This window comes from Streptomyces sp. JNUCC 64 (assembly GCF_054484115.1).
In genome coordinates, this window is sequence record NZ_CM137015.1 from 6,616,549 (window position 1) to 6,639,048 (window position 22,500).

The 22,500-nt window shown below is 73.6% G+C and carries 21 protein-coding genes; 10 read left to right on the plus strand and 11 right to left on the minus strand.

Going from position 1 to position 22,500, the window contains the following annotated elements:
- Nucleotides 1–2 precede the first annotated feature (2 nt).
- The 7 genes from sufC to ACVWNX_RS27285 all read left to right on the plus strand — a co-directional run bounded on the left by sufC (nt 3) and on the right by ACVWNX_RS27285 (nt 6,011).
- Nucleotides 3–767 carry a Fe-S cluster assembly ATPase SufC gene (gene sufC, locus ACVWNX_RS27255; RefSeq protein ID WP_454410779.1) on the plus strand — a complete coding sequence of 255 codons (765 nt, stop codon included), beginning with the start codon at nt 3–5 and terminating at the stop codon, nt 765–767.
- Nucleotides 764–2,032: a cysteine desulfurase gene (locus tag ACVWNX_RS27260; protein ID WP_454410781.1), complete on the plus strand. Its 1,269-nt coding sequence runs from the start codon at nt 764–766 to the stop codon at nt 2,030–2,032. The genes sufC and ACVWNX_RS27260 overlap by 4 nt, the downstream gene beginning before the upstream one ends.
- 10 nt (nt 2,033–2,042) lie before the next feature.
- Nucleotides 2,043–2,501, plus strand: coding sequence for a Fe-S cluster assembly sulfur transfer protein SufU (sufU, locus tag ACVWNX_RS27265; protein ID WP_454410783.1), 459 nt, complete (start codon nt 2,043–2,045; stop codon nt 2,499–2,501).
- Nucleotides 2,498–2,833 (plus strand): metal-sulfur cluster assembly factor, encoded by a 336-nt coding sequence (locus tag ACVWNX_RS27270; RefSeq protein ID WP_385485314.1) that lies wholly within the window; start codon nt 2,498–2,500, stop codon nt 2,831–2,833. The genes sufU and ACVWNX_RS27270 overlap by 4 nt, the downstream gene beginning before the upstream one ends.
- A 235-nt stretch (nt 2,834–3,068) precedes the next feature.
- Entirely contained in the window at nt 3,069–4,058 is a 990-nt protein-coding gene (gene dapD, locus ACVWNX_RS27275; protein WP_454410786.1) for a 2,3,4,5-tetrahydropyridine-2,6-dicarboxylate N-succinyltransferase, read from the plus strand.
- A 220-nt stretch (nt 4,059–4,278) separates the two neighbouring features.
- The gene (locus tag ACVWNX_RS27280) at nt 4,279–4,860 is read left to right on the plus strand and encodes a SigE family RNA polymerase sigma factor (RefSeq protein ID WP_454410788.1); all 582 of its coding nucleotides are present in this window, start codon (nt 4,279–4,281) and stop codon (nt 4,858–4,860) included.
- On the plus strand, nt 4,857–6,011 hold the full coding sequence (locus tag ACVWNX_RS27285; RefSeq protein WP_454410789.1) for a hypothetical protein: 1,155 nt from the start codon (nt 4,857–4,859) through the stop codon (nt 6,009–6,011). The genes ACVWNX_RS27280 and ACVWNX_RS27285 overlap by 4 nt, the downstream gene beginning before the upstream one ends.
- Nucleotides 6,012–6,060: 49 nt before the next feature.
- Here ACVWNX_RS27285 and ACVWNX_RS27290 read toward each other — a convergent pair whose 3' ends face one another.
- A complete protein-coding gene (locus ACVWNX_RS27290) occupies nt 6,061–7,899 on the minus strand; it encodes an endonuclease/exonuclease/phosphatase family protein (protein ID WP_454410790.1) in 1,839 nt (612 codons plus the stop codon).
- A 362-nt stretch (nt 7,900–8,261) separates the two neighbouring features.
- Here ACVWNX_RS27290 and ACVWNX_RS27295 point away from each other — a divergent pair, with 362 nt between their 5' ends.
- Nucleotides 8,262–9,803: a hypothetical protein gene (locus ACVWNX_RS27295; protein ID WP_454410791.1), complete on the plus strand. Its 1,542-nt coding sequence runs from the start codon at nt 8,262–8,264 to the stop codon at nt 9,801–9,803.
- Between the two features lie 384 nt (nt 9,804–10,187).
- Here ACVWNX_RS27295 and ACVWNX_RS27300 read toward each other — a convergent pair whose 3' ends face one another.
- Together ACVWNX_RS27300 and ACVWNX_RS27305 are read right to left on the minus strand one after the other, a co-directional pair.
- The gene (locus ACVWNX_RS27300; protein ID WP_454414962.1) at nt 10,188–11,393 is read right to left on the minus strand and encodes a TerD family protein; all 1,206 of its coding nucleotides are present in this window, start codon (nt 11,391–11,393) and stop codon (nt 10,188–10,190) included.
- Between the two features lie 179 nt (nt 11,394–11,572).
- Complete coding sequence (locus ACVWNX_RS27305) at nt 11,573–12,271, minus strand: N-acyl homoserine lactonase family protein (RefSeq protein WP_454410792.1); 699 nt, start codon at nt 12,269–12,271, stop codon at nt 11,573–11,575.
- 37 nt (nt 12,272–12,308) lie between these two features.
- On the opposite strand from ACVWNX_RS27305, the gene ACVWNX_RS27310 reads away from it, so the two are divergent.
- Nucleotides 12,309–12,845: a GNAT family N-acetyltransferase gene (locus ACVWNX_RS27310; RefSeq protein ID WP_454410793.1), complete on the plus strand. Its 537-nt coding sequence runs from the start codon at nt 12,309–12,311 to the stop codon at nt 12,843–12,845.
- 83 nt (nt 12,846–12,928) lie between these two features.
- On the opposite strand, the gene ACVWNX_RS27315 is transcribed toward ACVWNX_RS27310, so the two are convergent.
- The 3 genes from ACVWNX_RS27315 to ACVWNX_RS27325 all read right to left on the minus strand — a co-directional run bounded on the left by ACVWNX_RS27315 (nt 12,929) and on the right by ACVWNX_RS27325 (nt 16,189).
- On the minus strand, nt 12,929–13,609 hold the full coding sequence (locus ACVWNX_RS27315; protein ID WP_454410794.1) for a response regulator: 681 nt from the start codon (nt 13,607–13,609) through the stop codon (nt 12,929–12,931).
- Nucleotides 13,610–13,676: 67 nt separating this feature from the next.
- Entirely contained in the window at nt 13,677–15,044 is a 1,368-nt protein-coding gene (locus tag ACVWNX_RS27320) for a sensor histidine kinase (protein ID WP_454410795.1), read from the minus strand.
- Nucleotides 15,041–16,189 (minus strand): hypothetical protein, encoded by a 1,149-nt coding sequence (locus ACVWNX_RS27325; protein ID WP_454410796.1) that lies wholly within the window; start codon nt 16,187–16,189, stop codon nt 15,041–15,043. Before ACVWNX_RS27325 ends, ACVWNX_RS27320 begins: the two co-directional genes overlap by 4 nt.
- 139 nt (nt 16,190–16,328) lie before the next feature.
- On the opposite strand from ACVWNX_RS27325, the gene ACVWNX_RS27330 reads away from it, so the two are divergent.
- Nucleotides 16,329–17,375 (plus strand): aminotransferase class V-fold PLP-dependent enzyme, encoded by a 1,047-nt coding sequence (locus ACVWNX_RS27330; RefSeq protein WP_454410797.1) that lies wholly within the window; start codon nt 16,329–16,331, stop codon nt 17,373–17,375.
- 72 nt (nt 17,376–17,447) lie between these two features.
- On the opposite strand, the gene thpD is transcribed toward ACVWNX_RS27330, so the two are convergent.
- From thpD to ACVWNX_RS27355, 5 genes are all read right to left on the minus strand, one after another.
- A complete protein-coding gene (gene thpD, locus ACVWNX_RS27335) occupies nt 17,448–18,347 on the minus strand; it encodes an ectoine hydroxylase (RefSeq protein ID WP_454410798.1) in 900 nt (299 codons plus the stop codon).
- A gap of 2 nt (nt 18,348–18,349) precedes the next feature.
- Nucleotides 18,350–18,748 carry an ectoine synthase gene (locus ACVWNX_RS27340; protein WP_454410799.1) on the minus strand — a complete coding sequence of 133 codons (399 nt, stop codon included), beginning with the start codon at nt 18,746–18,748 and terminating at the stop codon, nt 18,350–18,352.
- 56 nt (nt 18,749–18,804) lie between these two features.
- Nucleotides 18,805–20,076, minus strand: a complete 1,272-nt coding sequence (ectB, locus tag ACVWNX_RS27345; RefSeq protein WP_454410801.1) for a diaminobutyrate--2-oxoglutarate transaminase — start codon at nt 20,074–20,076, stop codon at nt 18,805–18,807.
- A gap of 127 nt (nt 20,077–20,203) precedes the next feature.
- The gene (gene ectA, locus ACVWNX_RS27350) at nt 20,204–20,758 is read right to left on the minus strand and encodes a diaminobutyrate acetyltransferase (protein WP_454410803.1); all 555 of its coding nucleotides are present in this window, start codon (nt 20,756–20,758) and stop codon (nt 20,204–20,206) included.
- Between the two features lie 442 nt (nt 20,759–21,200).
- Complete coding sequence (locus tag ACVWNX_RS27355; protein WP_454414963.1) at nt 21,201–22,244, minus strand: pyridoxal-phosphate-dependent aminotransferase family protein; 1,044 nt, start codon at nt 22,242–22,244, stop codon at nt 21,201–21,203.
- Nucleotides 22,245–22,500 lie beyond the last annotated feature (256 nt).

The window sequence follows — 22,500 nt, forward strand, 5'->3', positions numbered from 1 at the left end:
CCATGGCAACGCTTGAAATCCGAGACCTGCACGTCACCGTCGAGGCCGACAACGCCACGAAGGAGATCCTCAAGGGCGTCGACCTGACCGTGAAGCAGGGCGAGACGCACGCCATCATGGGCCCCAACGGCTCCGGCAAGTCCACCCTCGCCTACTCGCTCGCGGGTCACCCCAAGTACGAGATCACCGGCGGCACGGTCACCCTCGACGGCGAGGACGTCCTGGAGATGTCCGTCGACGAGCGGGCCCGCGCCGGTCTGTTCCTCGCCATGCAGTACCCGGTCGAGATCCCCGGCGTCTCCGTCTCCAACTTCCTGCGCACCTCCGCCACCGCCGTCCGCGGCGAGGCCCCCAAGCTGCGGACGTGGGTCAAGGAGGTCAAGGAGGCCATGGAGCGCCTGCACATGGACCCGGCCTTCGCCGAGCGCAACGTCAACGAGGGCTTCTCCGGCGGCGAGAAGAAGCGCCACGAGATCCTCCAGCTCGAACTGCTCCGGCCCAAGGTCGCGATCCTCGACGAGACCGACTCCGGCCTCGACGTCGACGCGCTGCGCGTGGTCTCCGAGGGCGTCAACCGCGTCCGCGAGACCGGCGAGGTGGGCACCCTGCTCATCACGCACTACACCCGCATCCTGCGGTACATCAAGCCCGACCACGTCCACGTCTTCGCCAACGGGCGGATCGTCGAGTCCGGCGGTCCCGAGCTCGCCGACAAGCTGGAGAACGAGGGCTACGAGGCGTACGTGAAGGGAGGCGCGTCCGCGTGACGACAGCCCGACAGGGGCTCTCCGGTCTCCTCGACACCGAGGCGCTCCGCAAGGACTTCCCGATCCTGGACCGGGTGATCCACGACGGGAAGAAGCTCGTTTACCTGGACAACGCGGCGACCTCGCAGACGCCGCGCCAGGTACTCGACGTGATCGCCGAGTACTACGAACAGCACAACGCCAACGTCCACCGCGGTGTCCACGTGCTCGCCGAGGAGGCCACCGCGCTCTACGAGGGCGCGCGCGACAAGGTCGCCGCGTTCATCAACGCGCCCAGCCGCGACGAGGTGATCTTCACCAAGAACGCCTCGGAGTCGCTGAACCTGGTGGCCAACATGCTGGGCTGGGCCGACGAGCCCTACCGGGTGGACCAGCACACCGAGATCGTCATCACGGAGATGGAGCACCACTCCAACATCGTGCCCTGGCAGCTGCTCTCGCAGCGCACCGGCGCGAAGCTGAAGTGGTTCGGCCTCACCGACGACGGCCGCCTCGACCTGTCGAACATCGAGGAGGTCATCACCGAGAAGACGAAGATCGTCTCCTTCGTGCTGGTCTCCAACATCCTCGGCACGGTCAACCCGGTCGAGGCGATCGTGCGCCGCGCCCAGGAGGTCGGGGCGCTCGTCCTGATCGACGCCTCCCAGGCCGCCCCGCACATGCCGATGGACGTCCAGGCGCTCCAGGCCGACTTCGTGGCCTTCACCGGCCACAAGATGTGCGGGCCGACGGGCATCGGGGTGCTGTGGGGCCGCCAGGAGCTGCTGGAGGACCTGCCCCCGTTCCTCGGCGGCGGCGAGATGATCGAGACGGTGTCCATGCACTCCTCGACCTACGCCCCCGCGCCGCACAAGTTCGAGGCGGGCACCCCGCCGATCGCCCAGGCCGTGGCCCTGGGCGCGGCGGTGGACTACCTCAACGGCATCGGCATGGAGCGGATCGCCCAGCACGAGCACGCGCTCACGGAGTACGCCGTCCAGCGGCTCCTGGAGGTGCCCGGACTGCGGATCATCGGCCCCACCACGGCCGAGGACCGGGGCGCCGCGATCTCCTTCACCCTCGGGGACATCCACCCGCACGACGTGGGCCAGGTACTCGACGAACAGGGCATCGCGGTCCGGGTCGGCCACCACTGCGCGCGGCCGGTCTGTCTGCGGTACGGAATTCCCGCGACCACCCGGGCGTCGTTCTATCTGTACTCCACTCCCGCCGAGATCGACGCACTGGTCGACGGGCTGGAACACGTACGGAACTTCTTCGGCTAGGGGTCACACGGTGAAGCTTGATTCGATGTACCAGGACGTCATCCTCGACCACTACAAGCACCCGCACGGGCGTGGTCTGAGGGACGGTGACGCCGAGGTGCACCACGTCAACCCGACGTGCGGCGACGAGATCACGCTCCGGGTCAAGTACGACGGGCAGCGCGTCGTCGACATCTCCTACGAGGGGCAGGGCTGCTCGATCAGCCAGGCCAGCGCGTCGGTGCTGAACGACCTGCTCGTGGGCAAGGAACTCGCCGAGGCCCAGAAGATCCAGGGCGTGTTCCTCGAACTGATGCAGTCCAAGGGCCGGGTCGAACCGGACGACGAGATGGCGGAGCTCCTGGAGGACGCGGTCGCGTTCGCCGGGGTCTCCAAGTACCCGGCACGGGTGAAGTGCGCCCTGCTGAGCTGGATGGCCTGGAAGGACGCGACGGCCCAGGCCCTCGCGGAGGAGGCGAAGACCGCATGACGGACAACGACACCCTGATGAAGCCCGCCTCGGAGGAAGAGGTCCGCGAGGCGCTGCTGGACGTGGTCGACCCCGAGCTGGGGATCGACGTGGTCAACCTGGGGCTGATCTACGGCGTCCACGTGGACGACGCCAACATCGCCACGATCGACATGACCCTCACCTCGGCGGCCTGCCCGCTCACCGATGTGATCGAGGACCAGGCGAAGTCGGCCACCGAGGGCCTGGTCAGCGAACTCCGCATCAACTGGGTGTGGATGCCGCCGTGGGGCCCGGACAAGATCACGGACGATGGCCGCGAGCAGCTGAGGGCGCTCGGCTTCAACGTCTGAGCCCGTTCCGCCACCCGTACGCATCCCGTACGACCCGCCTTCGAGGGGCGCCACCGCGATCCGGTGGCGCCCCTCGGGCGTGTTCCCGGGGGCGGGCGTTCCGTGGGTGTCCCCCGCCCGCCGCCGGGTGTCCGCCGGCGGTCTTCGTCCGTCCGCCGCCGTCCGTTCACCCTCGCCGGTCCGCCGTCCGGACACCGGTTCGCCTCACGGCCGTTCCGCCGGTTAGGTTGCCCTCATGACCGACACCACTCCCGCACGTACCACCGGCGCCGTCGCCGCCGGGCTCGCCACCGTCACCCCCGACGGCACCGTTCTCGACACCTGGTTCCCCGCCCCGGAGCTCGCCGACGGGCCCGGACCCGCCGGAACGGAGCGGCTGACCGCCGAGCGCGCGGGCGAACTGCTCGGCGAGGCCGCCACCCGTGCCCTCGGCACCGACGCCCGCCGTGGCGTCGAGGTGATCGCGGTCCGTACGGTCATCTCCTCCCTGGACGACAAGCCGCTCGACGCCCACGACGCCTATCTGCGGCTGCACCTGCTCTCCCACCGGCTGGTCAAGCCGCACGGCCAGAGCCTCGACGGGGTGTTCGGGCTGCTCGCCAACGTCGCCTGGACCTCGCTCGGCCCGGTCGCCGTGGACACCATCGAGACGGTCCGGCTGAACGCCCGCGCCGAGGGCCTGCACCTCCAGGTCACCTCGATCGACAAGTTCCCCCGGATGACGGACTACGTGGTCCCCACGGGCGTGCGGATCGCGGACGCCGACCGGGTGCGGCTCGGCGCCCACCTCGCCGCGGGCACCACCGTGATGCACGAGGGCTTCGTCAACTTCAACGCCGGGACGCTCGGCACCTCTATGGTCGAGGGCCGCATCTCGGCCGGGGTCGTCGTCGGCGACGGCTCCGACATCGGTGGCGGCGCCTCCACGATGGGCACCCTCTCCGGCGGCGGCAACGTCGTCATCGCCATCGGCGAGCGCTGCCTGGTCGGCGCGGAGGCGGGCGTCGGCATCGCCCTCGGCGACGAGTGCGTGGTGGAGGCCGGGCTGTACGTCACCGCCGGGACCCGGGTCACCCTGCCCGACGGCCAGATCGTCAAGGCCCGCGAGCTGTCCGGCGCCTCGAACATCCTCTTCCGCCGCAACTCGGTGACCGGCGCGGTCGAGGCCCGGCCCAACAATGCGGTCTGGGGCGGCCTCAACGAGGTGCTCCACAGCCACAACTGATCCGCTCCGCCCGTCAGGGGCGCGAAGGTGTCACGGGCGGTCCGCCCGGCCGGTCATCCGGCCGTACGGGCCGCCCGTCGCCGTTCCCGCTCACCCGCGCCCGTCGCGGTCGTCGCCCGGGGAGAAACGTCCCGGCGGTGGCATAGCGAACCGGGCGCCCACCCGTCCCCGGAGGTGGAGGCGCTCCGGCCGGGGCGCCCGCCGATCGGGGAAGGTGTCGATGAATGCCGAGCAGGAGAAGGACTTCCGCGCGTTCGTGGCCAGCCGCTCCTCCGCCTTGCTGAGGACCGCCGTCCTGCTGACCGGAGGGGACCGGCACGCCGCCGAGGACCTGTTGCAGAGCGCCCTGCTCAAGGTCGTGGGGCGCTGGCACCGGATCACGGACCACGAGGCGTACGTCCGCCGCGTCCTGTACCGGCAGCAGGTCGACCGCTGGCGGCTGAAGTGGCCCCGGCGGGAGCTGACGGTCGCGGAGCCCCCCGACGCCGCCGCCCAGACCGGTGACGCCCATGACACCGCCGAACTGCGGATCGTCCTGCTGGCCGCCCTGGCCCGGCTCACCCCCCGCCAACGCACCGTCCTCGTGCTGCGGTACTTAGAGGACCTCCCCGAGGCCGAGGTGGCCGACGCGCTCGGCTGTTCGGTGGGCACCGTCCGCTCCACCGCCCACCGTTCGCTGGCCCGGCTGCGCACCCTCGCCCCGGAGATCACCACGCTGACCGGGACCGACGGCCCGTCGGACGCGTCCCGCCCCGAGCCGTCGTGGGCGCGTGGCGGGGTCTACGGGGAGGTGGCCCGGTGACCGTCGAGAGCCTGCTGAGGGACACCCTCCGGGAGGTCGCCGACGGGACCGCCCCCGCCCCCGTGGACCTCGCCGACCGGGTGCTCGCCGCGCGGCGCCGGGCCCGCCGGGTGCGGGCCGCCGTGGTGACGGCGGTCGTGGCGGTGCTCGCGGTGCTGAGTCTGGTGGGCGACGCGATGCTGCCGTGGCTGCCGATGGAGTCGGACCCCGCGAAGGCCGAGAGGGACTCCGACGTGATCGCCTCGCCCAACGACCCGGTCCCGGACTCGCTGATCGCCGCCGGGAGCCTCGCCGTCGGTGCCTACTACACCGTCACCACTCGGAGGCTGCCGAACGGCGACACCTCCGTGCGGCGCTCCTACTGGTTGCTCGACCGGTCGTCGGACACCTACGTCCCCGCCCCCTGGGCGTATCTGGACGTGGCGCCGGGGCTGCGTACCGCCGCCGTGCTGGAGGGTCCGTTGCCTACGCGCCGGATCGGCCTGGTGGATCTGGACACCGGTGAGGTCACCCGTTGGATCCCGGTGCGCGAGAAGATCGCCGCTGTCGCCTTCTCACCGGACGGAACCCGGTTGGTCGCCACCTCGTACGGGACGGACCCGGACACGGCACCCCCCATGACGGGGGTTTTCCCCATTGACCGGACCGGGTTCGGCATCATCGACATCGCCACCGGGCGGGAGAAGTGGCATGAGACGGAGGAGCCGATCGACTTCGAACCCGCCTTCGGGAGGAGGCACATCCTGCCGTATCCCTTCTCCCGGCCGGACTACGACTGGACCCCCGATGGCAGGCGGGTCCTCGTTCCCTACCGGGAGGGCGGGTACCTTCCTCCCGTCTCGCAACGAGACGTGACCCCGAACGGTGCCGGTACCCGAGACCTCAACGGGAACCTGGTCGACTCTTCCGAAAGGAAGGAGGAGGGATGGAGCGGGAGATTCCCAGGACTGGAGGTCCTTGACGTGCCGCTCGCCTGGCCGGACGAGCACCGGGTGATCGTCTGGCGCTGTCAGTCGAAGGACTGCGATCAGCTGGAGGGCGCCCGTCGGCTGACCCTGGTCGACCTCCGCACCAAACGGTCGACGCCGCTCACCGGAGCCGGACAGGAGAACGGCGAGGACCGCTGGGCACCTGTCCTCGTCCCCCGCTGACCGCCCCGGGTCCCGGACGCGAACCGTCCGGGACCCGGGGCCGTTGCGCTCAGCGCCGCAGGCGGAGCAGCTGCGGGTCGTGGTCGCTGTCCTGGTCCGCGAACTCGGCGTTGATGTGCACGCTGTCGTACGAGAAGCGGCCCGCCCGGATCGAGGGGCTGACCAGGATCTGGTCGAGGACCTGGCTGTTGCCCTGGTAGACGTACGAGTAGCGGTCGCCCTCGGGCAGCGAGCGGATCGCCGACCACAGGGCGCCGCCGTCCTCCAGCAGCCGGGTGGTGCGGGAGAACTCGAAGTCGTTGACGTCGCCGAGCACGATGACGTCGGCGTCGCGCTGGACGGCGAGGAGGTCCTTCACGAAGGAGTTGACCTCGGTGGCCTGGCGGTGCCGCTGGACCTCGGAGGAGCGGGTCGGGGGCTGGAACTTCGAGGTCAGCGCCTGGTCCCCGCCCTTGGACGCGAAGTGGTTGGCGATGACGAAGACGCTGCGGCCCCGGAAGACGAACTCCCCCGCGAGCGGCTTGCGGCTGTTCGTCCACGCCTCGGAGGCGGGGGAGACCCGGCCGGGGGAGAGGGTCAGCGCGGCCTTGCCCGCCACCCGGGTCACCCCGGTCGCGGTGGTCGCGTCGCCGCCGGGACGGTCGGTGAACGACACCCGCTCGGGGTTGAAGAGGAAGACCTGGCGGATGTTGCCGCCCGGCTCCCCGCCGTCCTGACCGGAGACCGGGTCCACCGAACGCCAGGCGTAGCGGGGGCCGCCCCGGGCCGCGATGGCGTCGGTGAACGCCCGGATCGTGGCCTCGGCGCCGACCGTGCCGTCGTTGACGGGCCCGTTGTCGTCCTGGATCTCCTCCAGCGCCAGGATGTCCGGCGAGGCGAGACGGTGGACGACGCCCTCGGCGAGCGCCTCGAACTTCGCCGCCGGGTCGCCGGCGTCCAGGTTCTCGACGTTGTAGGTGGCCACCGACAGCTCGCGGCGGTGCTGCGGCCGGGCCGACTCGCGCTCCTGGCCCCGGTCCACGACCGTGCCGAGCGTCCGCGCGGTCAGGGTGTAGCCCCCGTACTGGTTGAAGTCCAGGGGGCCCTCGGCGCCGTCCTTCAGCACGTCGCCCACGTCGGCGGAGGGGAACGGCCGCTCGGCGACCGGGATCAGCGACTGGACCTTGAGCCGTCCGCCGTTCTGGTCGTCGTAGGAGCCGTAGACCGTGCCGCCGCGCCGGTTGTCGTTCTCCCGGGGCTTGACGGTGACCCACAGCTCGTTGAAGGCGGTGGCGCCGACCACGCGCGCGCTCCCGATCCGGACGTTCATGCCCTCCAGGGACTCGTAGCGGTCCAGCGCGTACGCGTCCGGACGCAGCGTCAGCCCGTTGACCGAGCCGCCCGCGGCGGGGTCGCCGGTGGGGGCGTAGGCGTCCGGGACGCTGCGGCGGTCCAGGGTGACGGGGGCGGGCAGCGGGTTGCCCGAGGACACCACGGTCACGGTGGGACGGCTGAGCTGGGTGAGCGACTGGTTGCCGCTCGCGGTGCCGCCGGGCACGAACTCGGAGACGGTGCCCGACACCCGCACCTCGTCGCCGGGCGCCACGGTCGGGGTGGACCCGGTGAAGACGAACAGGCCCTCGCTGGTGGCCGGGTCGTCGTCCGCCGCGCCCTGGAACCAGAAGCCCCGCGACGAGCCGTACGTCCGTATCCCGGTGACGACTCCGGAGACGTCGGTGACCTGGGTGCCGACCAGCGGCGAGGTGCGGGTGGTGCCCTGGACGTCGTGGATGGCGACCGGGGCGGCCGTCGTCGCGTGTGCCGGGGCGGTCAGGACCACGGACGTCACTGTGGAGCAGACGGCGGCGGCGGTGAGCGCGACCAGACGGGACGGGGTGCTGCGCGGCAAGGGAATCCCTCCGGGGTGGGTGGGGCGCGGACCGGTACGGCGGTGACCGCCCGGGGACGCGGGGTGGTGCGGTGCGGGGGTGGTGCGGGAGCGGCGTGGTGGTGTCGGGGTGTTCCGGGGTGCGGGTGGTGAACGGGGGGTCGAGAGGGGGCGGAAACGGCCGGGAACCGCCCGGACGGCCCGACACCGGGGCACGGCGTGGTTACCGAACGGTTTCTACGCGCGTCAATCTCTTGCGTCCACCGGGGAGTTGTCAAGGTCCCCGACCTGTGCGTTGTCTGACGGGTACATGAACCGGAGGGCGGGGTGCCAAACCCGTCTAGGCTGAGCGGCCGGACCGTACGCCTGAGGAGACCCCACCGATGACCGACCGTTCCTCGCTGCCCCCGGTGCTGCTGAGCTCCGAGGCGGAACTCGCCCGGGACGCGCTCGCCTCCCCGCTCTTCTCCCGAGCCGTCCGTCTCGCGCGCTGGGCGGGCCCCGACAGCCGGGTCGGCGCGGGCGGCGAACTCGTCGCGGAACTGCTCCCGGAGGCGGCGGCCGAACTGGGGCTCCTCCCCGCCGGGGCCCCGGAGGGGACCGCCGACCGCGAGGCCGTCGAGGACGCCCTCGCCGACGCCAGTGAGGCGTGGCGGGTGGCGGTGGACACCGGACTCGTCGAGATCATCGAGGACGAGGACGAGCAGCACGGCCCGGTCAGCGCGGACGGTCCGGACGGGGACGGGGCCTACGACGACGAGGCGGGGGTCGCCATCCAGGGCGAGGAGCTGGCGCTCGTCACCTCCGGCGCCCCGGGGGACGTCCTCGGACTGTGGCTCGCCGCCCTGGACACCGTCCTCGCCGACGCGGGCGTGCCCGATCTGGAGGACCTGGCCGCCGCCCTGGAGGACGGCGGCACCGTCGACTTCGCCGAACTGGACTGGGACCCCGAGGCCGAGGCCGACTTCCTGGACAGCGTGCTCGGCGCCCTCTACCTGCTGTCCGTCAGCGCGGACGGCCCCGCCGACGGACGGGTGCCGCTGCCCGCGCTGGCCGCCTCCGTGATCGTCCCCGACGACATGGGCGACCCCACCGACGACGTCCTGGAGGAGGTGTCCGACGCGATGCTCCGGCTCGACGGGCAGTTCCGGATGCTCGTGCCGATCGGACTGGTCGACTACGAGCCGGTGGACGAGGCGCTGATGGCCGAGGTCGACGAGGAGGGCGCCCCGGGAACGGACGGCGCGCTCGACGACATCGACGTGAGCCGGTACGGCATGGTGCGGCTCACCCCGCTCGGGCTGTACGGGGTGCGCGCCCGGATGGTGGAGGCGGGCGTGGACGCCCCCGTCGTCGGGGAACTCGCGGACAAGGGCGCCGACGTCCTCCTCGACCGCACCGCCGGGTTCCCCGCCGAGGCGGCCCGGGGCGAGACCGAGGGCTGGCTCGCCGGACGGGAACCGCTGGCCGCCGCCCGGGAGCTGCTGGCCGCCGCGCGCGGCGAGGACGAGGGCGGACCGTTGCGCAGGCTCCGCTGTCAGCAGGCGCTCTCCCTGGTCGGCGCTCCGGCGGAACCCGCGCTCCGGGAGGTGCTGGACGACCCGGAGCTGGGCGGGCTGGCCCGGGTGTGGCTCGCCGAGCAGGGCGCGTCCGACGTACCGCCGCCCGGCGAGGACATGATCTTCTGGCTGACCGTGGACACGGTGGCCGCCCAGCTCGCGGCCGAGGGCAACTCGGAGGAGCTGCGGGCCCTGGTGGAGGGCCTCGCCGCCCAGCACACCGGGTTCTTCGACGTGGTGTGGCGGGTCGGGCACCCGGCGACCGCCGACGTCCTGGAGGCGATGGGACGGCTGCACCCGGACAAGGCGGTGGCCAAGCGGGCCCGCAAGGCGGCCTTCAAGGCCCGCTCCCACCGGGCTTCCTGACCCGTACCCCCTCGCGCCGTCCGCGCGGCTCGTCCCTCCCTCCCGTCCTCCGGCCCCGTCCTTCCGGACCCCGGTACACGGTTTCCGACCCAGGCACTGGTCTTCCCGGCTTCGCCCCCTCCCGGCACCGGGCTTCCCGCCTCGGCGGTCCGGTGCCGGTGCCCCGAGAGGCGGGCACGGCACCGGGTTTCATGACCGTGGGCCCGGTCCGGCCGATCGCCGGACCGGGCCCACGCGCGTTCCGCGTTCCCGGGCGCCCCGCCCTGGGGCCGAGCCGGACCGGGAGCCGTTCCGGCCCCGCGGCACGGTCGGGCGGTGAGCTGGGTCGGTGCCGGTCAGGGCCGGTCAGGCGGTCGGTGACGGGCGGGCCGCCGGGCGGACCGGTCAGAGGATCTGGGCGCCCGGCTTCACCATCCCGCGCACGGTACGGGACTTGACGAAGTCGCCGAGCGCCGTCATCTCCCACTCGCCGCTGTACTGGCGGATGAGCTTGCACATCATGACGCCCGTCTGGGGCTGGGCGCTGGTGAGGTCGAAGCGGGCCAGCTCCTCGCCGCTGGCGGCGTCGATCAGACGGCAGTACGCCTTGGCGACCTCGGTGAACTTCTGGCCCGAGAACGAGTTCACCGTGAAGACCAGGCCGGTGGCCTCCTGGGGGAGGCGGCCGAGGTCCACCAGGATGACCTCGTCGTCGCCCGCGCCCTCGCCGGTGAGGTTGTCGCCGGAGTGCTTGACCGACCCGTTGAGGATCGAGAGCTTGCCGAAGTAGCAGCTGTCGAGGTGGTTGCGCTGCGGTCCGTAGGCGATGACCGAGGCGTCCAGGTCGATGTCCTTGCCCCGGTACGCGGGCTCCCAGCCGAGGCCCATCTTGACCTGGCTGAGCAGCGGACGGCCGCCCTTGACCAGGGACACCGTCTGGTTCTTCTGGAGGCTGACCCGGCCCTTGTCGAGGTTGATCTTGCCCGTGCCGGGGGCCGGGGCGGCGGGCGCGGCCACGGGCGGCGGCGGGGCCTGGACGGGCGGCGCGACCGGCGCCGGGGCGGCCGGGGGAGTCACCGGGGCGGCGGCCACCGGGGGCGCGGCGGGTGCGGGAGCGGGCTCCTCCACGGAGACCCCGAAGTCCGTGGCGATGCCCGCCAGGCCGTTGGCGTAGCCCTGGCCCACCGCGCGCACCTTCCACACCCCGCCCCGGAGGTAGACCTCCACGATCACCAGCGCGGTCTCGGCGTCGAGCCGGGGCGGGGTGAACGTCGCGATGACGGCCCCGCCGGCGGCGTCGCGGACCGTCGCCGTGGGCTCCACGCCCTGGAAGGTCTGGCCCGCCGCGTCGGGGCTCGCGGTGATGACGATCTTCTCGATGCCCGGCGGGACGGCCGCGGTGTCGATGGTGATCGCGTCGGGCGCCGCACCGCCGCCCGAGCGGTACGTCACCCCCGGGCCCGCGGGCTGGTTGTAGAAGATGAAGTCGTCGTCGGAGCGCACCTTGCCGTCGGCGGTGAGCAGCAGGCCCGAAACGTCGAGCCGTACGGGGGCGGCGACGTCGACCGCCACCTTGGCGGCGGTGAGGGGAAGGTTCGAGCCGGGGGTCATAGCTGTCATGCCGACGTAACGAACGGTGCCGCCGTGCCGTTCCCCCGGTCGACCGGTCCGCACCGGGGAACGCACCCGTTCGGCGGGTCCGGGCGGCCGTCGGAGGCGCGGCGGGGGCCGTCGTCCGTGGGTCCGGGCCCGGAGCGGGCGGCCCGGGCCCCACGGACGGGGTCCCGGACTCATCCCCCGGCCGGGTCGGCGGCCGTCCAGACCGACCGGTCGTGGGCGAACAACACGCGCTCCGCGCCCAGCTCCGCCACCCGGGTCAGCCAGCCGCGCCACGGGGCCGGGGCGCCCTCCGTCCGGGCCAGCTCCGCGCACGCGTACTCGCTGGCCAGGTCGTACGCCTGCCCCGCCAGCAGGACCGTGCCCACCAGCAGCGACTGATGGCCGTCGGTGTGGCCGGGGGTCGGCACGATCCGCACCCCCGGCGCCACCTCCGCCTCGCCGTCCACCTCCACGTAGACGGCCCCGGGGAAGTCCACCAGCGGATCGAGGGTGTACCCACCGGCCCGGGCGGCGGCCAGCTCGGTGCGCTGGACGAGGACCGGGCGCCCGGCGAGCGCGGGGTTGCCGCCGCAGTGGTCGAAGTGGAGGTGGCAGTTGACGACGGCGGTGAGGTCGGCGGCGGACACGCCCGCCGCGCGGAGCGCCCCGTCCAGGGAGCGGCGCCGTATCCGGTAATGGGCGTCGGCCTCCGGACTGCCCTCGCCCACCCCTGAGTCGAACAGCAGCAGACCGCCGGGGTGACGCACCAGATAGGCGAGGACGGCCTCGGCACGGGCCTGACCGGTGCCGGTCTCCCCGGCCGGGCGGGTGAAGTGCCCGAGGTCCAGTCGGCGGATACGGAAGCGGGCGTCACCCGTCGGTTCGGTCACCCACCCATGCTCCCCCCGGTTTTGGGAAACTGGCCCGATGATCGATATGCGTGTGGCGAACAGCGCCGACTACGACCGGATCGACGCCCTCGACGACTCCTTCACCACCGACCGGGTCCTCCACGTGACGGCGGGCGAGGACGGGTTCGACGTCCGCAGCGTGGCCGTGCGGCCGCCCCTGCGCAAGGAGTACCCGGCCGACCCGGAGAACGACCGGGACCGCCGCGACCCCGACCTCCACCACACGGTCGTCGCGGTGGACGCGGACCGGGTCGTCGGCTTCGTCACCGTCACCCACCACGAGTGGAACCGCCGCCTCCACGTCGAACAGATCACCGTGGACCCCGAGTACCGGGGGCGGGGGCTCGGCGGCACCCTGATGGGCCGGGCCGAGTCCTACGGGCGCGGGATCGGCGCCCGGACCCTCTGGCTGGAGGTCACCAACGTCAACGCCCCCGCCGTACGGGCCTACCGACGGCTCGGGTTCGCGGTCTGCGGGCTCGACACCAGCCTCTACGTGGGCACCCCCGCCGAGGGGGAGATCGCGCTCTTCATGAGCAAGTCCCTGGACTGAGGGACCGGGCAAGGCCGGGGGACCGGAGGCCGGGTACCGGGGGCGCCGGGCACGCCCCGACCCGGCCGGAGCGGTTCCCGTCGTCAGTTCCCGCCCGCGATTCCGGCCTCGTAGGCGGCGATCACGGCCTGGGTCCGGTCACGGGCCCCGGTCTTCGCCAGCACCCCCGCCACATGGGTCTTCACGGTCGCCGCTCCGACCTCCATCCGCCGGGCGATCTCCGCGTTGCTCAGCCCCCGCGCCATCAGCCGCAGCACGTCCGCCTCCCGGCCGGTCAGCCGGGCCACCCAGGGCGGCGCGGCCGACCCGGCGCGGGCGTGTCCGGCGGCGAGCGCCCGCACCGCGGCCGGGAACAGCAGACTGTCCCCGCGCACCACCAGCCGGACCGACTGCACCAGCGCGTCGGCGTCGGTGCGCTTCAGCAGGAACCCCGACGCCCCGGCGCGCAGCGCCTCGTAGACGTAGGAGTCGTTCTCGAACGTCGTCACCACCAGGATCCTCGGCGCCGGGCCCTCGTCCCCGAGGATGCGTTCGGTGGCGCGGATCCCGTCGATGCCCGGCATCCGCACGTCCATCAGGACGACGTCCGGCCGGGTCCGGCGCACCACGGTGACCGCCTCGGCGCCGTCGCGGGCCTCGCCGACCACGGTGAGGTCGGGTTCGGCCTCCAGGATCGCCCGCAGCGCGGTGCGCACCATGGTCTCGTCGTCGGCGAGCACGATCCGGACGGGCGGCCGTCCGTCCCCGGACGGTGGTGTGGTCATCTCGGTGTCCCCCTGAGGTCGAGCGGATGCTGCGGCCCAACGGTACGGGTGGGCCGACGGGTTCCCGTCACGCGTTCTCCCGGTCGTCCCGGTCACCCGAAGCCGCCCCGGTCGGCGCGGTCGTCGCCGTTCCGGTCAACGGGCCGGTGAGCGGCAGCCGGACCCGTACCCGCCAGCGGCCGTCCCGGGGGCCGGTCTCGGTGGTGCCGCCCAGCAGCCGGGCCCGGTCCGCGACCCCGCGCAGTCCGTGGCCGCCGTGGTGGCGCGGGGCTTCGAGGGCGGACCGGGGGCCGGGCAGCGGGTTCTCCGCCACGATCTCCACCTCCTCGGCGACCGCGATCCGCAGGGTCACCCGGACCCCGTCGTCCCCGTGCCGCAGCGCGTTGCCCAGGGCCTCCTGGACGATCCGGTACGCCTCCCGGTTCAGCTGCGGCGGCAGCGCGCCGAAGCCGTGCGGCCCCGGGTCCAGGGCGGTGTCCACCCGGGCGCCCGCCGCCCGGGTGCGGCGCAGCAGCCCGTCGAGGTCGGCGGCGAGGGTGGGCGCGGGCGCGGTCGGGACCTCGTCGTCGGCGTCGCGCAGCACCCCGAGCACCGCGTCCAGTTCACCGACCGTGCGCCGGGTGGTCTCCTCGATCGCGGCGAGCGCGCTCCGCGCGAACTCCGGGTCGCGGTCCAGCAGACGGCGGGCCGCCGCTGCCTGGAGGCCCACCGCGCTCAGCGCGTGCCCCACCGAGTCGTGCAGCTCCCGGGCGAGCCGGTTGCGCACCGCGAGGTCGGCGGCCCGGCGTTCGGCCGCCGCCAGCAGATCGGAGCGGGCCGGGCCGAGCAGCACCGGCACCGCGCGGGCCAGCACCGCCCCGGCCCCCGCCGCGCACAGCGCCAGCGCGGCCAGCGAGGCCAGCCCGCCGAGCGGGGCCAGCGCCAGCGGCCAGCCGGAGTCCAGGAAGGAGAGGGCCCCGAGGCTGTCGCCGCGCAGGGCGGGCACCAGCGGCAGCGCGACGAGCACCAGCCCGAACGGCACGGTGGCGAGGGTCATCCCGCTGATGACCACCCCGACGCCCAGGTGCAGCGCGAACCAGAGGGCGGTCCGGCCCCGGTCGGCCGCGGACCGGGCGGGGCCCTCCGCCAGGGCGCCGGAGTCCGTTCCGTCCACCACCCGCAGGGCCCGGACGGCGGCCACCGCCACCGGGCGGGCCAGCGGGAACAGCGCGGTCAGCGCGGCCAGCGGCAGCCCGGCGGCGAGCGAGAGCCACTGCTCCCACAGGGTGCCGACCAGGGCCATCCGCTCGCCGCCCATCCCGAAGATCCCCAGCAGCACCGAACCCGTCATCAGATACGGCATCGCGAAGGCCCCGCCGATCACCAGATGGACCCAACGGCGGCGGGCGCGCGCCCCGAACAGCGTGGACGCCGCCACGGAGAGCGGACGGATCACCCCGCACCGCCCCGGGCCCGGCCGGGCACCGCCCGGTCCGGGACGACCCCGTTCGGGACGACCCCGTTCGGGACCAGCCCGCGTCGGGCCGTCGCGCGCCGCCCCAGTACCCGGGCGAGGACGGCGGCGGCGAGCACCCCGGTGACGACCTGTCCGCCGTAGGCGAGGAACACCGGCCCGCCGACCCGGTCGGCGGGGTCCATGGGGGCCAGCGCGGCGAGCGTCAGCCAGCCGCCCCAGCAGGCCGCCGCGCCCGAGCCCAGCCAGGTCAGCGCGAGCGGCGCCCACCCGGTCCGGGCCGCCGCCCGGAAGGCCAGCAGACCCGCCCCGGTCGCCGCTGCGACCGGGAACAGGGACATGACGGCGTCCATCACGATCCGGTCGGCACCCCGCTCGGCGGCCGAGCGGGCGCCCAGCCCGAAGTCCCCGCCGCCCGCCCACAGCAGGTGCAGCGCGGTGGGCGTCACGGCGGCCACCGCCGCGGCGACGGCGGTCCGGCGGATCCCCGGGGTCGGCGGAGGTCCCCCGGTCCGGCCCCGCCACAGTGCCCCCCAGCGGTCCCGGGCGTACCCCACGAACAGCCCGCCGAGCGCGATCGCCTGGAGGATGAACCCGCCGTAGACGAGCGCGAAGACCCACTCCGCGAGCGGCGGGGCGCCCCCCGACGCCCCGCCGTCCGCGAGGCCCGCCGCGTCCCCGCCGCCCAGGAGGCCCACCAGCGACTGGAGCGGGTACACGGTCACGATCGGGGTCAGCAGCCCGGCCGCGACCCACATCGGCACCAGCAGCAGCCAGCCGGGGACCCGCCGCCCCCAGGGCCGGGTCAGCAGCAGCGCGAGCACCACCACGCAGGCGTCCATCAGCAGGGTCACCAGGTTGAGGACGACCAGCCGCGCCGGGTGGTCGAGGAACGGACTGCCCTCGGGGAAGCCCACGTGGACGCCCGCCAGCCAGGTCGCCTTCAGCGCGAGGTAAGGAAGACAGGAGCCGATGGCGACCGCGCGCAGGACCCGGCGCGGACGGCTCGTCGCGGGTGCGGCGTCGGCGTCCGACCCGCCGGGCGCGCCGGAGGTGTCGTGTCCGTGGGGCGCGCCGGGCGGGCCCTGGACGCCGGACGCGCCGTGGGCGTCGGGGTGGTTTGTCATGAGCCCAACCTCCCTTACCGGCCCGTCGGCACGCGTCGTACCCGGGGACGATCCCGCTCCGCCGCGCGGGGGAGCGGCACCGGGCGCGGCCCCGAATCCCGATGGACCGGGCGGCGGGGGGACGGGCACAGTGGAGGACATGGACACTCTTGACGGAACCCCGCTCCGCGCCGAGTTCGCCCCCCGGACCACCTATCTGAACACCGCCAGCACGGGCCTGCTGCCCGCCCGGACCGTGGCCGCGATGCGCGCGGCCGTGGAGGGCGCGGCCCAGGGCCTCCCGGTCGACATGTTCGCGGACGTGGCGGCGAGCCGGGAGAGCTTCGCCCGGATCCTCTCGGTCCCCGCCTCCCGGGTGGCGGCGGGCGGCTCCGTCTCCGTCTACACGGGGCTGATCGCGGCCTCGCTGCCGCCGGGCACCGAGGTGCTGACCGTGGAGCAGGACTTCAGCTCCACGGTCGCCGCCTTCCACACCCGGGGGGACCTCAAGGTCCGGGAGGTCCCGCTGGAACGGATCGCGGACGCGGTCCGGCCGACCACCGGGCTGGTGGCGCTGAGCGCGGTCCAGTCGGCGGACGGCCGGGTCGCCGACCTGGCGGCGGTGCGCGGGGCCGCGCGGGCGCACGGGGCGCGCACCTATCTGGACGTCTCGCAGGGCGCGGGGTGGCTGGAGTTCGACGCCGGGGAGTACGACTTCGTGTCCGCCGTCGCCTACAAGTGGCTGATGTGCCCGCGCGGGGTCGCCTTCCTCGTCGTCCCGGAGGACTTCGGCGGGCTGCGGCCGGTGTTCACCGGCTGGGCGTCCGGCGAGGACCCCTGGGCGAGCTGCTACGGGCCGGTCACCGAACTCGCCCGCTCCGCCCGCCGGTTCGACGAGAGCCCGAGCGTGTTCTCCTTCGCGGGGGCGCTGCCCTCGCTCACCCTCGTCGAGGAACTGGGCACCGCCGCGATCCGGGCCCACGACCTGGCGCTGGCCGACCGCTTCCGCGCGGGGCTCGCCTCGCTGGGCCACGAGCCGGTGCCGTCCCCGGGGTCCGCGATCGTGTCGGTGCCCGGCCTCGGCGCCCGGCAGGGCGGGCTGAGCGACGCGGGCGTGGAACTCTCCGACCGCGCGGGCAACCTGCGGGCCGCCTTCCACCTGTACAACACCGAGGCCGACGTGGACCGGCTGCTCGGTCTGCTGTGACCGGGCCCGGCGGGACGGCGGCGCCGTTGCCGGGCCGCTGCCCCGCCGGGGCGTCCGAAGGCGTCCGACGCGTCAGCGCACCGGGGTGAAGTCCCGCGCGCCGATGTACTCCGGGCGCCGGACGGGCGCCGCGAAGGGCTCCAGGGCCGCGTTCTCCACGCTGTTGAAGACCAGGAAGACGTTGCTGCGCGGATAGGGCGTGATGTTGTCCCCGGAGCCGTGCATGCAGTTGCAGTCGAACCAGGTCGCCGACCCCGCCGCGCCCGTGAAGAGCCGGATGCCGTGCTGGTCGGCGAGGGTGGTGAGGGCCTTCGGGGACGGGGTGCCCGCCTCCTGCATCCGCAGCGACCGCCGGTAGTTGTCCTCGGGGGTGGCGCCCGCGCAGCCGAGGAACGTCCGGTGCGAACCGGGCATGATCATCAGTCCGCCGTTGGTGTCGAGGTTCTCGGTGAGCGCGATCGACACGGACACCGTCCGCATCGCCGGGAGCCCGTCCTCGGCGTGCCAGGTCTCGAAGTCCGAGTGCCAGTAGAACCCGGACGCCCCGAACCCCGGCTTCACGTTGATCCGGGACTGGTGGACGTACACCTCCGAGCCGAGGATCTGCCGGGCCCGGCCGACGACCCGCTCGTCGCGCACCAGGCCGGCGAACACCTCGCTGATCCGGTGCACCTCGAAGACCGAGCGGATCTCCCGCGACGACGGTTCCACGATCGACCGCTCGTCGGCGCGCACCGCCGGATCGGCCACCAGCCGGTCCAGTTCGGCGCGGTACCGGGCGACCTCGTCGGGGGCGAGCAGCGGATCGACGGTGACGAAGCCGTCCCGGTCGTACCCGGTCAGATCGTCCCGGGTGAAGGGGCCGGGGGCGTCCAGCCGGTTCCAGACGACCGGGTCCCGGCGCGGGACGGACACCTCGGCGGTCCCCCGGCTCGGATACGGGTCGACGCGGTCGGCGGCGGTGGCGGTCATGGTCAGCCCTCCTCGGTGAGCAGCGGGTAGACGCCGTTCTCGTCGTGGTCCTCGCGCCCGGTGACGGGCGGGTTGAACACGCACAGGCACCGGAAGTCGGTCAGCGGCCGCAGGGTGTGCCGCTCGTGGCCGTCCAGCAGGTACATGGTGCCCGGGGTGATCAGGTGCTTCTCGCCGGTCTCCTCGTCGGTCAGCTCCGCCTCGCCCTCGACGCAGACGACCGCCTCCACGTGGTGCGCGTACCACATCGAGGTCTCGGTGCCCGCGTAGAGGACCGTCTCGTGGAGGGAGAAGCCGGCGCCCTCCCGCGCGAGCACGATCCGCTTGCTCTCCCAGGTCCCGGAACGGGACCTCACGTGCCGGTCCGTTCCCTCGATCTCCTTGAACGATCGGACGATCACTCGGTGTGCCGCCTTTCCGTGAGCGTGCGTGTGGGTGTGGTCCGTGGTGGGCGGGGTCAGGCGGTGTCGTGGACCGCGCGGGTCAGGGTGCGCAGGCCCTCGTCCAGTTCGTCGGGGGTGACCGTCAGCGGGGGCAGCAGCTTGACGACCTCGCCCTGCGGTCCGGAGGTCTCGATCAGCAGCCCCAGCTCGAACGCGCGCCGCGCCACCCGGGCCGCCCGGCCCCGGTCGTGGAACTCCACGCCCCAGACCAGCCCCCGGCCCCGGTGCTCCTTGACCTCGGCGCGGTGCTCGTCGGCCAGCGCGCCCAGCGCCTCCTCGACCCGCTGCCCGCGCGAGAGCGTCTGCTTCTCCATCGCGGGCCCGTCCGACCAGTACGTCTCCAGGGCCGCGGTCGCCGTCACGAACGCCGGGTTGTTGCCCCGGAACGTGCCGTTGTGCTCGCCGGGCTCCCAGACGTCCAGCTCGGGACGGAACAGGCAGAGCGACATCGGCAGTCCGTAGCCGCTGATCGACTTGGAGACCGTGACGACGTCCGGCACGATGCCCGCCTCCTCGAACGAGAAGAACGCGCCGGTCCGGCCGCACCCCATCTGGATGTCGTCGACGATCAGCAGCATGTCCCGGCGGGCGCACAGGTCCGCGAGGGACCGCAGCCACTCGGGGCGGGCCACGTTGATCCCGCCCTCGCCCTGCACGGTCTCCACGATCACCGCCGCCGGGTGGTTGAGCCCCGACCCCTGGTCCTCCAGCAGCCGCTCGAACCACAGGAAGTCCGGCACCCGGCCGTCGAGGTAGTGGTCGAAGGGCATCGGGGTGCCGTGCACCAGCGGGATGCCCGCGCCCGCCCGTTTGAAGGCGTTGCCGGTGACCGCCAGGGAGCCCAGCGACATCCCGTGGAAGGCGTTGGTGAACGACACGATCGACTCCCGGCCCTTCACCTTGCGGGCCAGCTTCAACGCGGACTCCACGGCGTTGGTGCCGGTGGGCCCGGGGAACATCACCTTGTACGGGAGGTCCCGGGGCCGCAGCACCAGGTCCCGGAAGGACTCCAGGAACGCCCGCTTCGCGCTGGTAGACATGTCCAGGCCGTGGGCGATCCCGTCCCGTTCCAGGTAGTCGAGCAGGGCCCGTTTCAGGACCGGGTTGTTGTGGCCGTAGTTCAGCGAACCGGCGCCCGCGAAGAAGTCGAGGTACTCGCGGCCGTCCTCGTCGTGCACCCGGCTGCCCCGGGCGCGGTCGAAGACGGTGGGCCAGGCGCGGCAGTAGCTGCGCACCTCCGACTCCAGGGACTCGAAGACGCTCTGCTGGGGCTGGGTGGTGGTCACGGTGCTCTCCTGGGCGGTGCGTGGTGCGCGGCGGATGTGCGGGGTGGTGCGGGGCCGGGTGGCGCGGCGGGCGCGTACGGGCGGCGGGCGCGTTCCTGGTGGGCGGGGAGGCCCGGGGCGCCGTCGGTCAGCCGGTGAACGGACCGATCCGGTAGAGGACCTCGGGGTCGTGGCCGCCGTCCGGGAACGCCCCGGCGGGGAAGAGCACCTCACGGGTGACGGGGACCCGGTGCCGCTCGGCGAAGGAGGTGAACAGCCGCTCGGAGGCCGTGTTGCCGGGGGTGATCGTGGTCTCCACCCGGTTCAGCGCGACGGGGGCGCAGGCGCGGTTCGCGGCGACCCGCGCGATCAGACCGTCCAGCAGTGCGGCGGCCAGCCCCCGGCCCCGGTGCGCCGTGTCGACGGCCACCTGCCAGACCACCAGGGTGTCCGGCCGGGAGGGACGGACGTACCCGGTGACGAATCCGACCGGCGTCCCGTCCGCGCCCCGGGCCACCACCGAGGTGTCGGCGAAGTCACGACACCACAGGAGGTAGCTGTACGAGGAGTTGAGGTCGAGGGTCCGGGAGTCGCGGGCCAGCCGCCACACGGCGGCCCCGTCGGCCACCTCCGGACGGTCGATCCGCAATCCGGCGGGCATTTCTCGGAATTTCTCTCGCAGGTCTGCCTGTGCCGTCGTCATGCGAATTCAATTTACCGACCAATTCTTTGGATCGCATGCGGCGGTGGGGTTACGTGGCGAGCGGTCACGTGTTATCGCGCGGGTGTGCGTGGGTGCGCGAAAACGCTGCGAAAAGTACCTCTTGTGCGGGATTTATCGGGTGAATCGCTAGTGTTGTGGAGTGGGTCACAAGGCGTGCGGGATGGTGCTGGAAAGGTGCGGAAGGATGGCTTCCGGGGGTTCGCGAAAGCGCAGTGAATCCCTTTGTTTAGCCTTGGCGGGACCGGGCAGGAGAATAGGGGTTCATCATCCGGAAAATAACTCCGAATTCACGGCGGGTCAGGCAACCCGGACCGGGGAACCGGCGTCCGCGCCCGGGAACGGCGACGGTCCGCGCCCCGGGGTGCGGGGCGCGGACCGTGTGCGGCGGAGCGGGCCGTTCGGCTGTCCGGCTGTCCGGGCGTCAGCCCGCCAGGGCCGCGCCCAGCGCGGCGAGCGACCGTTCGACGGCCTCCGGGGAGGCGTCGGGTCCGTAGTGGTTGACCCGGATCATCTCGTGGGCCAGCGCGCCGCCCCCGGCGACCAGCGGGACCCCCGGGTCGAGCGCCCTCGCCCGCGCCACCACGGCCGAGGCGTCCACCGCGTCCGGCACCCGCAGCGTGGTCGCCACCGGCGCCGCGTCCCGGGCCTCGTGGACGTACGGTTCCAGCCCCGCGCCCAGCGCCACCGCGCCCGCCCGGACCGCCCGCGCGGCGGCGGCGTGCCGCTCCATCACCACGTCCAGCCCCACGGACTCGATCCGCTCGACGCACGCCTCCAGCGCCAGCATCTCCAGCTGGGCGGGGGCGTGCAGCAGCGCGGTGCGCCCCGCGTCGATCCACCGCTCCTTCCAGTCGAGCAGCGACAGGTACGAGTGCCGGGGCGCCCGGGGGTTCGCGGCCATCCGCTCCCACGCCCGCCCGCTCACCGACACCGCCGACACCCCGGCCGGCCCGCCCATCGCCTTCTGCGCCCCGATCACGCACAGGTCCACGCCCCAGGCGTCGGGCAGCAGCGGCTCGGCGGCCACCGAGGCCACCGCGTCCAGCATGAACAGCGCGCCGTGCCCCCGGACGACCTCACCGATCTCCGCGACCGGGTTGGTGTTGCCGGTCGCCGCCTCGGCGTGCACCAGCGACACGAAGTCGATCTCCGGGTGGTCGGCCAGCGCCCGCGCCACCTGATCCGGGGTCACCGCCGCGTGGTACGGCACCGCGAGGTCCACGACCCGCGCGCCGCAGTCCCGCAGCCAGTTCCCGAAGGTCTGCCCGTACGGGCCGGTGATCACGTTCAGCGCGGTGGTGCCGGGGCCCGCCGCGCTCCGGATGCACCCCTCCAGCGGCAGCAGGGCCTCGCCCTGGGTGATCACGACGTCCTGTCCGGTGCCCAGCAGCCCCGCCACGCGCCGTTCGATCGCGGCGAAGCGGTCGGCGGTCAGGGGCGGCAGGTCGAGAAGGGGGTGGGTCACGGTGTCGCTCTCTCCGGTCATCGAACGCCCGTGGCACGTTCACGGGACGCCATGAGGGTAACCGCAGGTGGCGGACGTGCCGGGAGGGAGGCCGACGGGCCCGTCGGCCCCGGATCCCGGGCCCCCGGGCCGCCGCCGTCCCCGCCGGACGGCCCCGGACCGCCCGCCCGTCGTCGCCCCCGGCCGCCGGACCGTCGCCGGACCGCCGTCGCGTCCCGGAGTCCGGCCGACGGAAGGGGCGGTGGACGGCGGAGGG

Coding starts and splice junctions, on each gene's coding strand:
- thpD (WP_454410798.1), bottom strand. CDS start 18,347: ATGACCGCCACCGCCGCCGACCGCGTCGACCCGTATCCGAGCCGGGGG.
- ACVWNX_RS27270 (WP_385485314.1), top strand. CDS start 2,498: ATGACGGACAACGACACCCTGATGAAGCCCGCCTCGGAGGAAGAGGTC.
- ectA (WP_454410803.1), bottom strand. CDS start 20,758: ATGACGACGGCACAGGCAGACCTGCGAGAGAAATTCCGAGAAATGCCC.
- ACVWNX_RS27325 (WP_454410796.1), bottom strand. CDS start 16,189: ATGACAAACCACCCCGACGCCCACGGCGCGTCCGGCGTCCAGGGCCCG.
- ACVWNX_RS27300 (WP_454414962.1), bottom strand. CDS start 11,393: ATGACCCCCGGCTCGAACCTTCCCCTCACCGCCGCCAAGGTGGCGGTC.
- ACVWNX_RS27295 (WP_454410791.1), top strand. CDS start 8,262: ATGACCGACCGTTCCTCGCTGCCCCCGGTGCTGCTGAGCTCCGAGGCG.
- ACVWNX_RS27330 (WP_454410797.1), top strand. CDS start 16,329: ATGGACACTCTTGACGGAACCCCGCTCCGCGCCGAGTTCGCCCCCCGG.
- dapD (WP_454410786.1), top strand. CDS start 3,069: ATGACCGACACCACTCCCGCACGTACCACCGGCGCCGTCGCCGCCGGG.
- ACVWNX_RS27315 (WP_454410794.1), bottom strand. CDS start 13,609: ATGACCACACCACCGTCCGGGGACGGACGGCCGCCCGTCCGGATCGTG.
- ACVWNX_RS27310 (WP_454410793.1), top strand. CDS start 12,309: ATGATCGATATGCGTGTGGCGAACAGCGCCGACTACGACCGGATCGAC.
- ACVWNX_RS27280 (WP_454410788.1), top strand. CDS start 4,279: ATGAATGCCGAGCAGGAGAAGGACTTCCGCGCGTTCGTGGCCAGCCGC.
- sufC (WP_454410779.1), top strand. CDS start 3: ATGGCAACGCTTGAAATCCGAGACCTGCACGTCACCGTCGAGGCCGAC.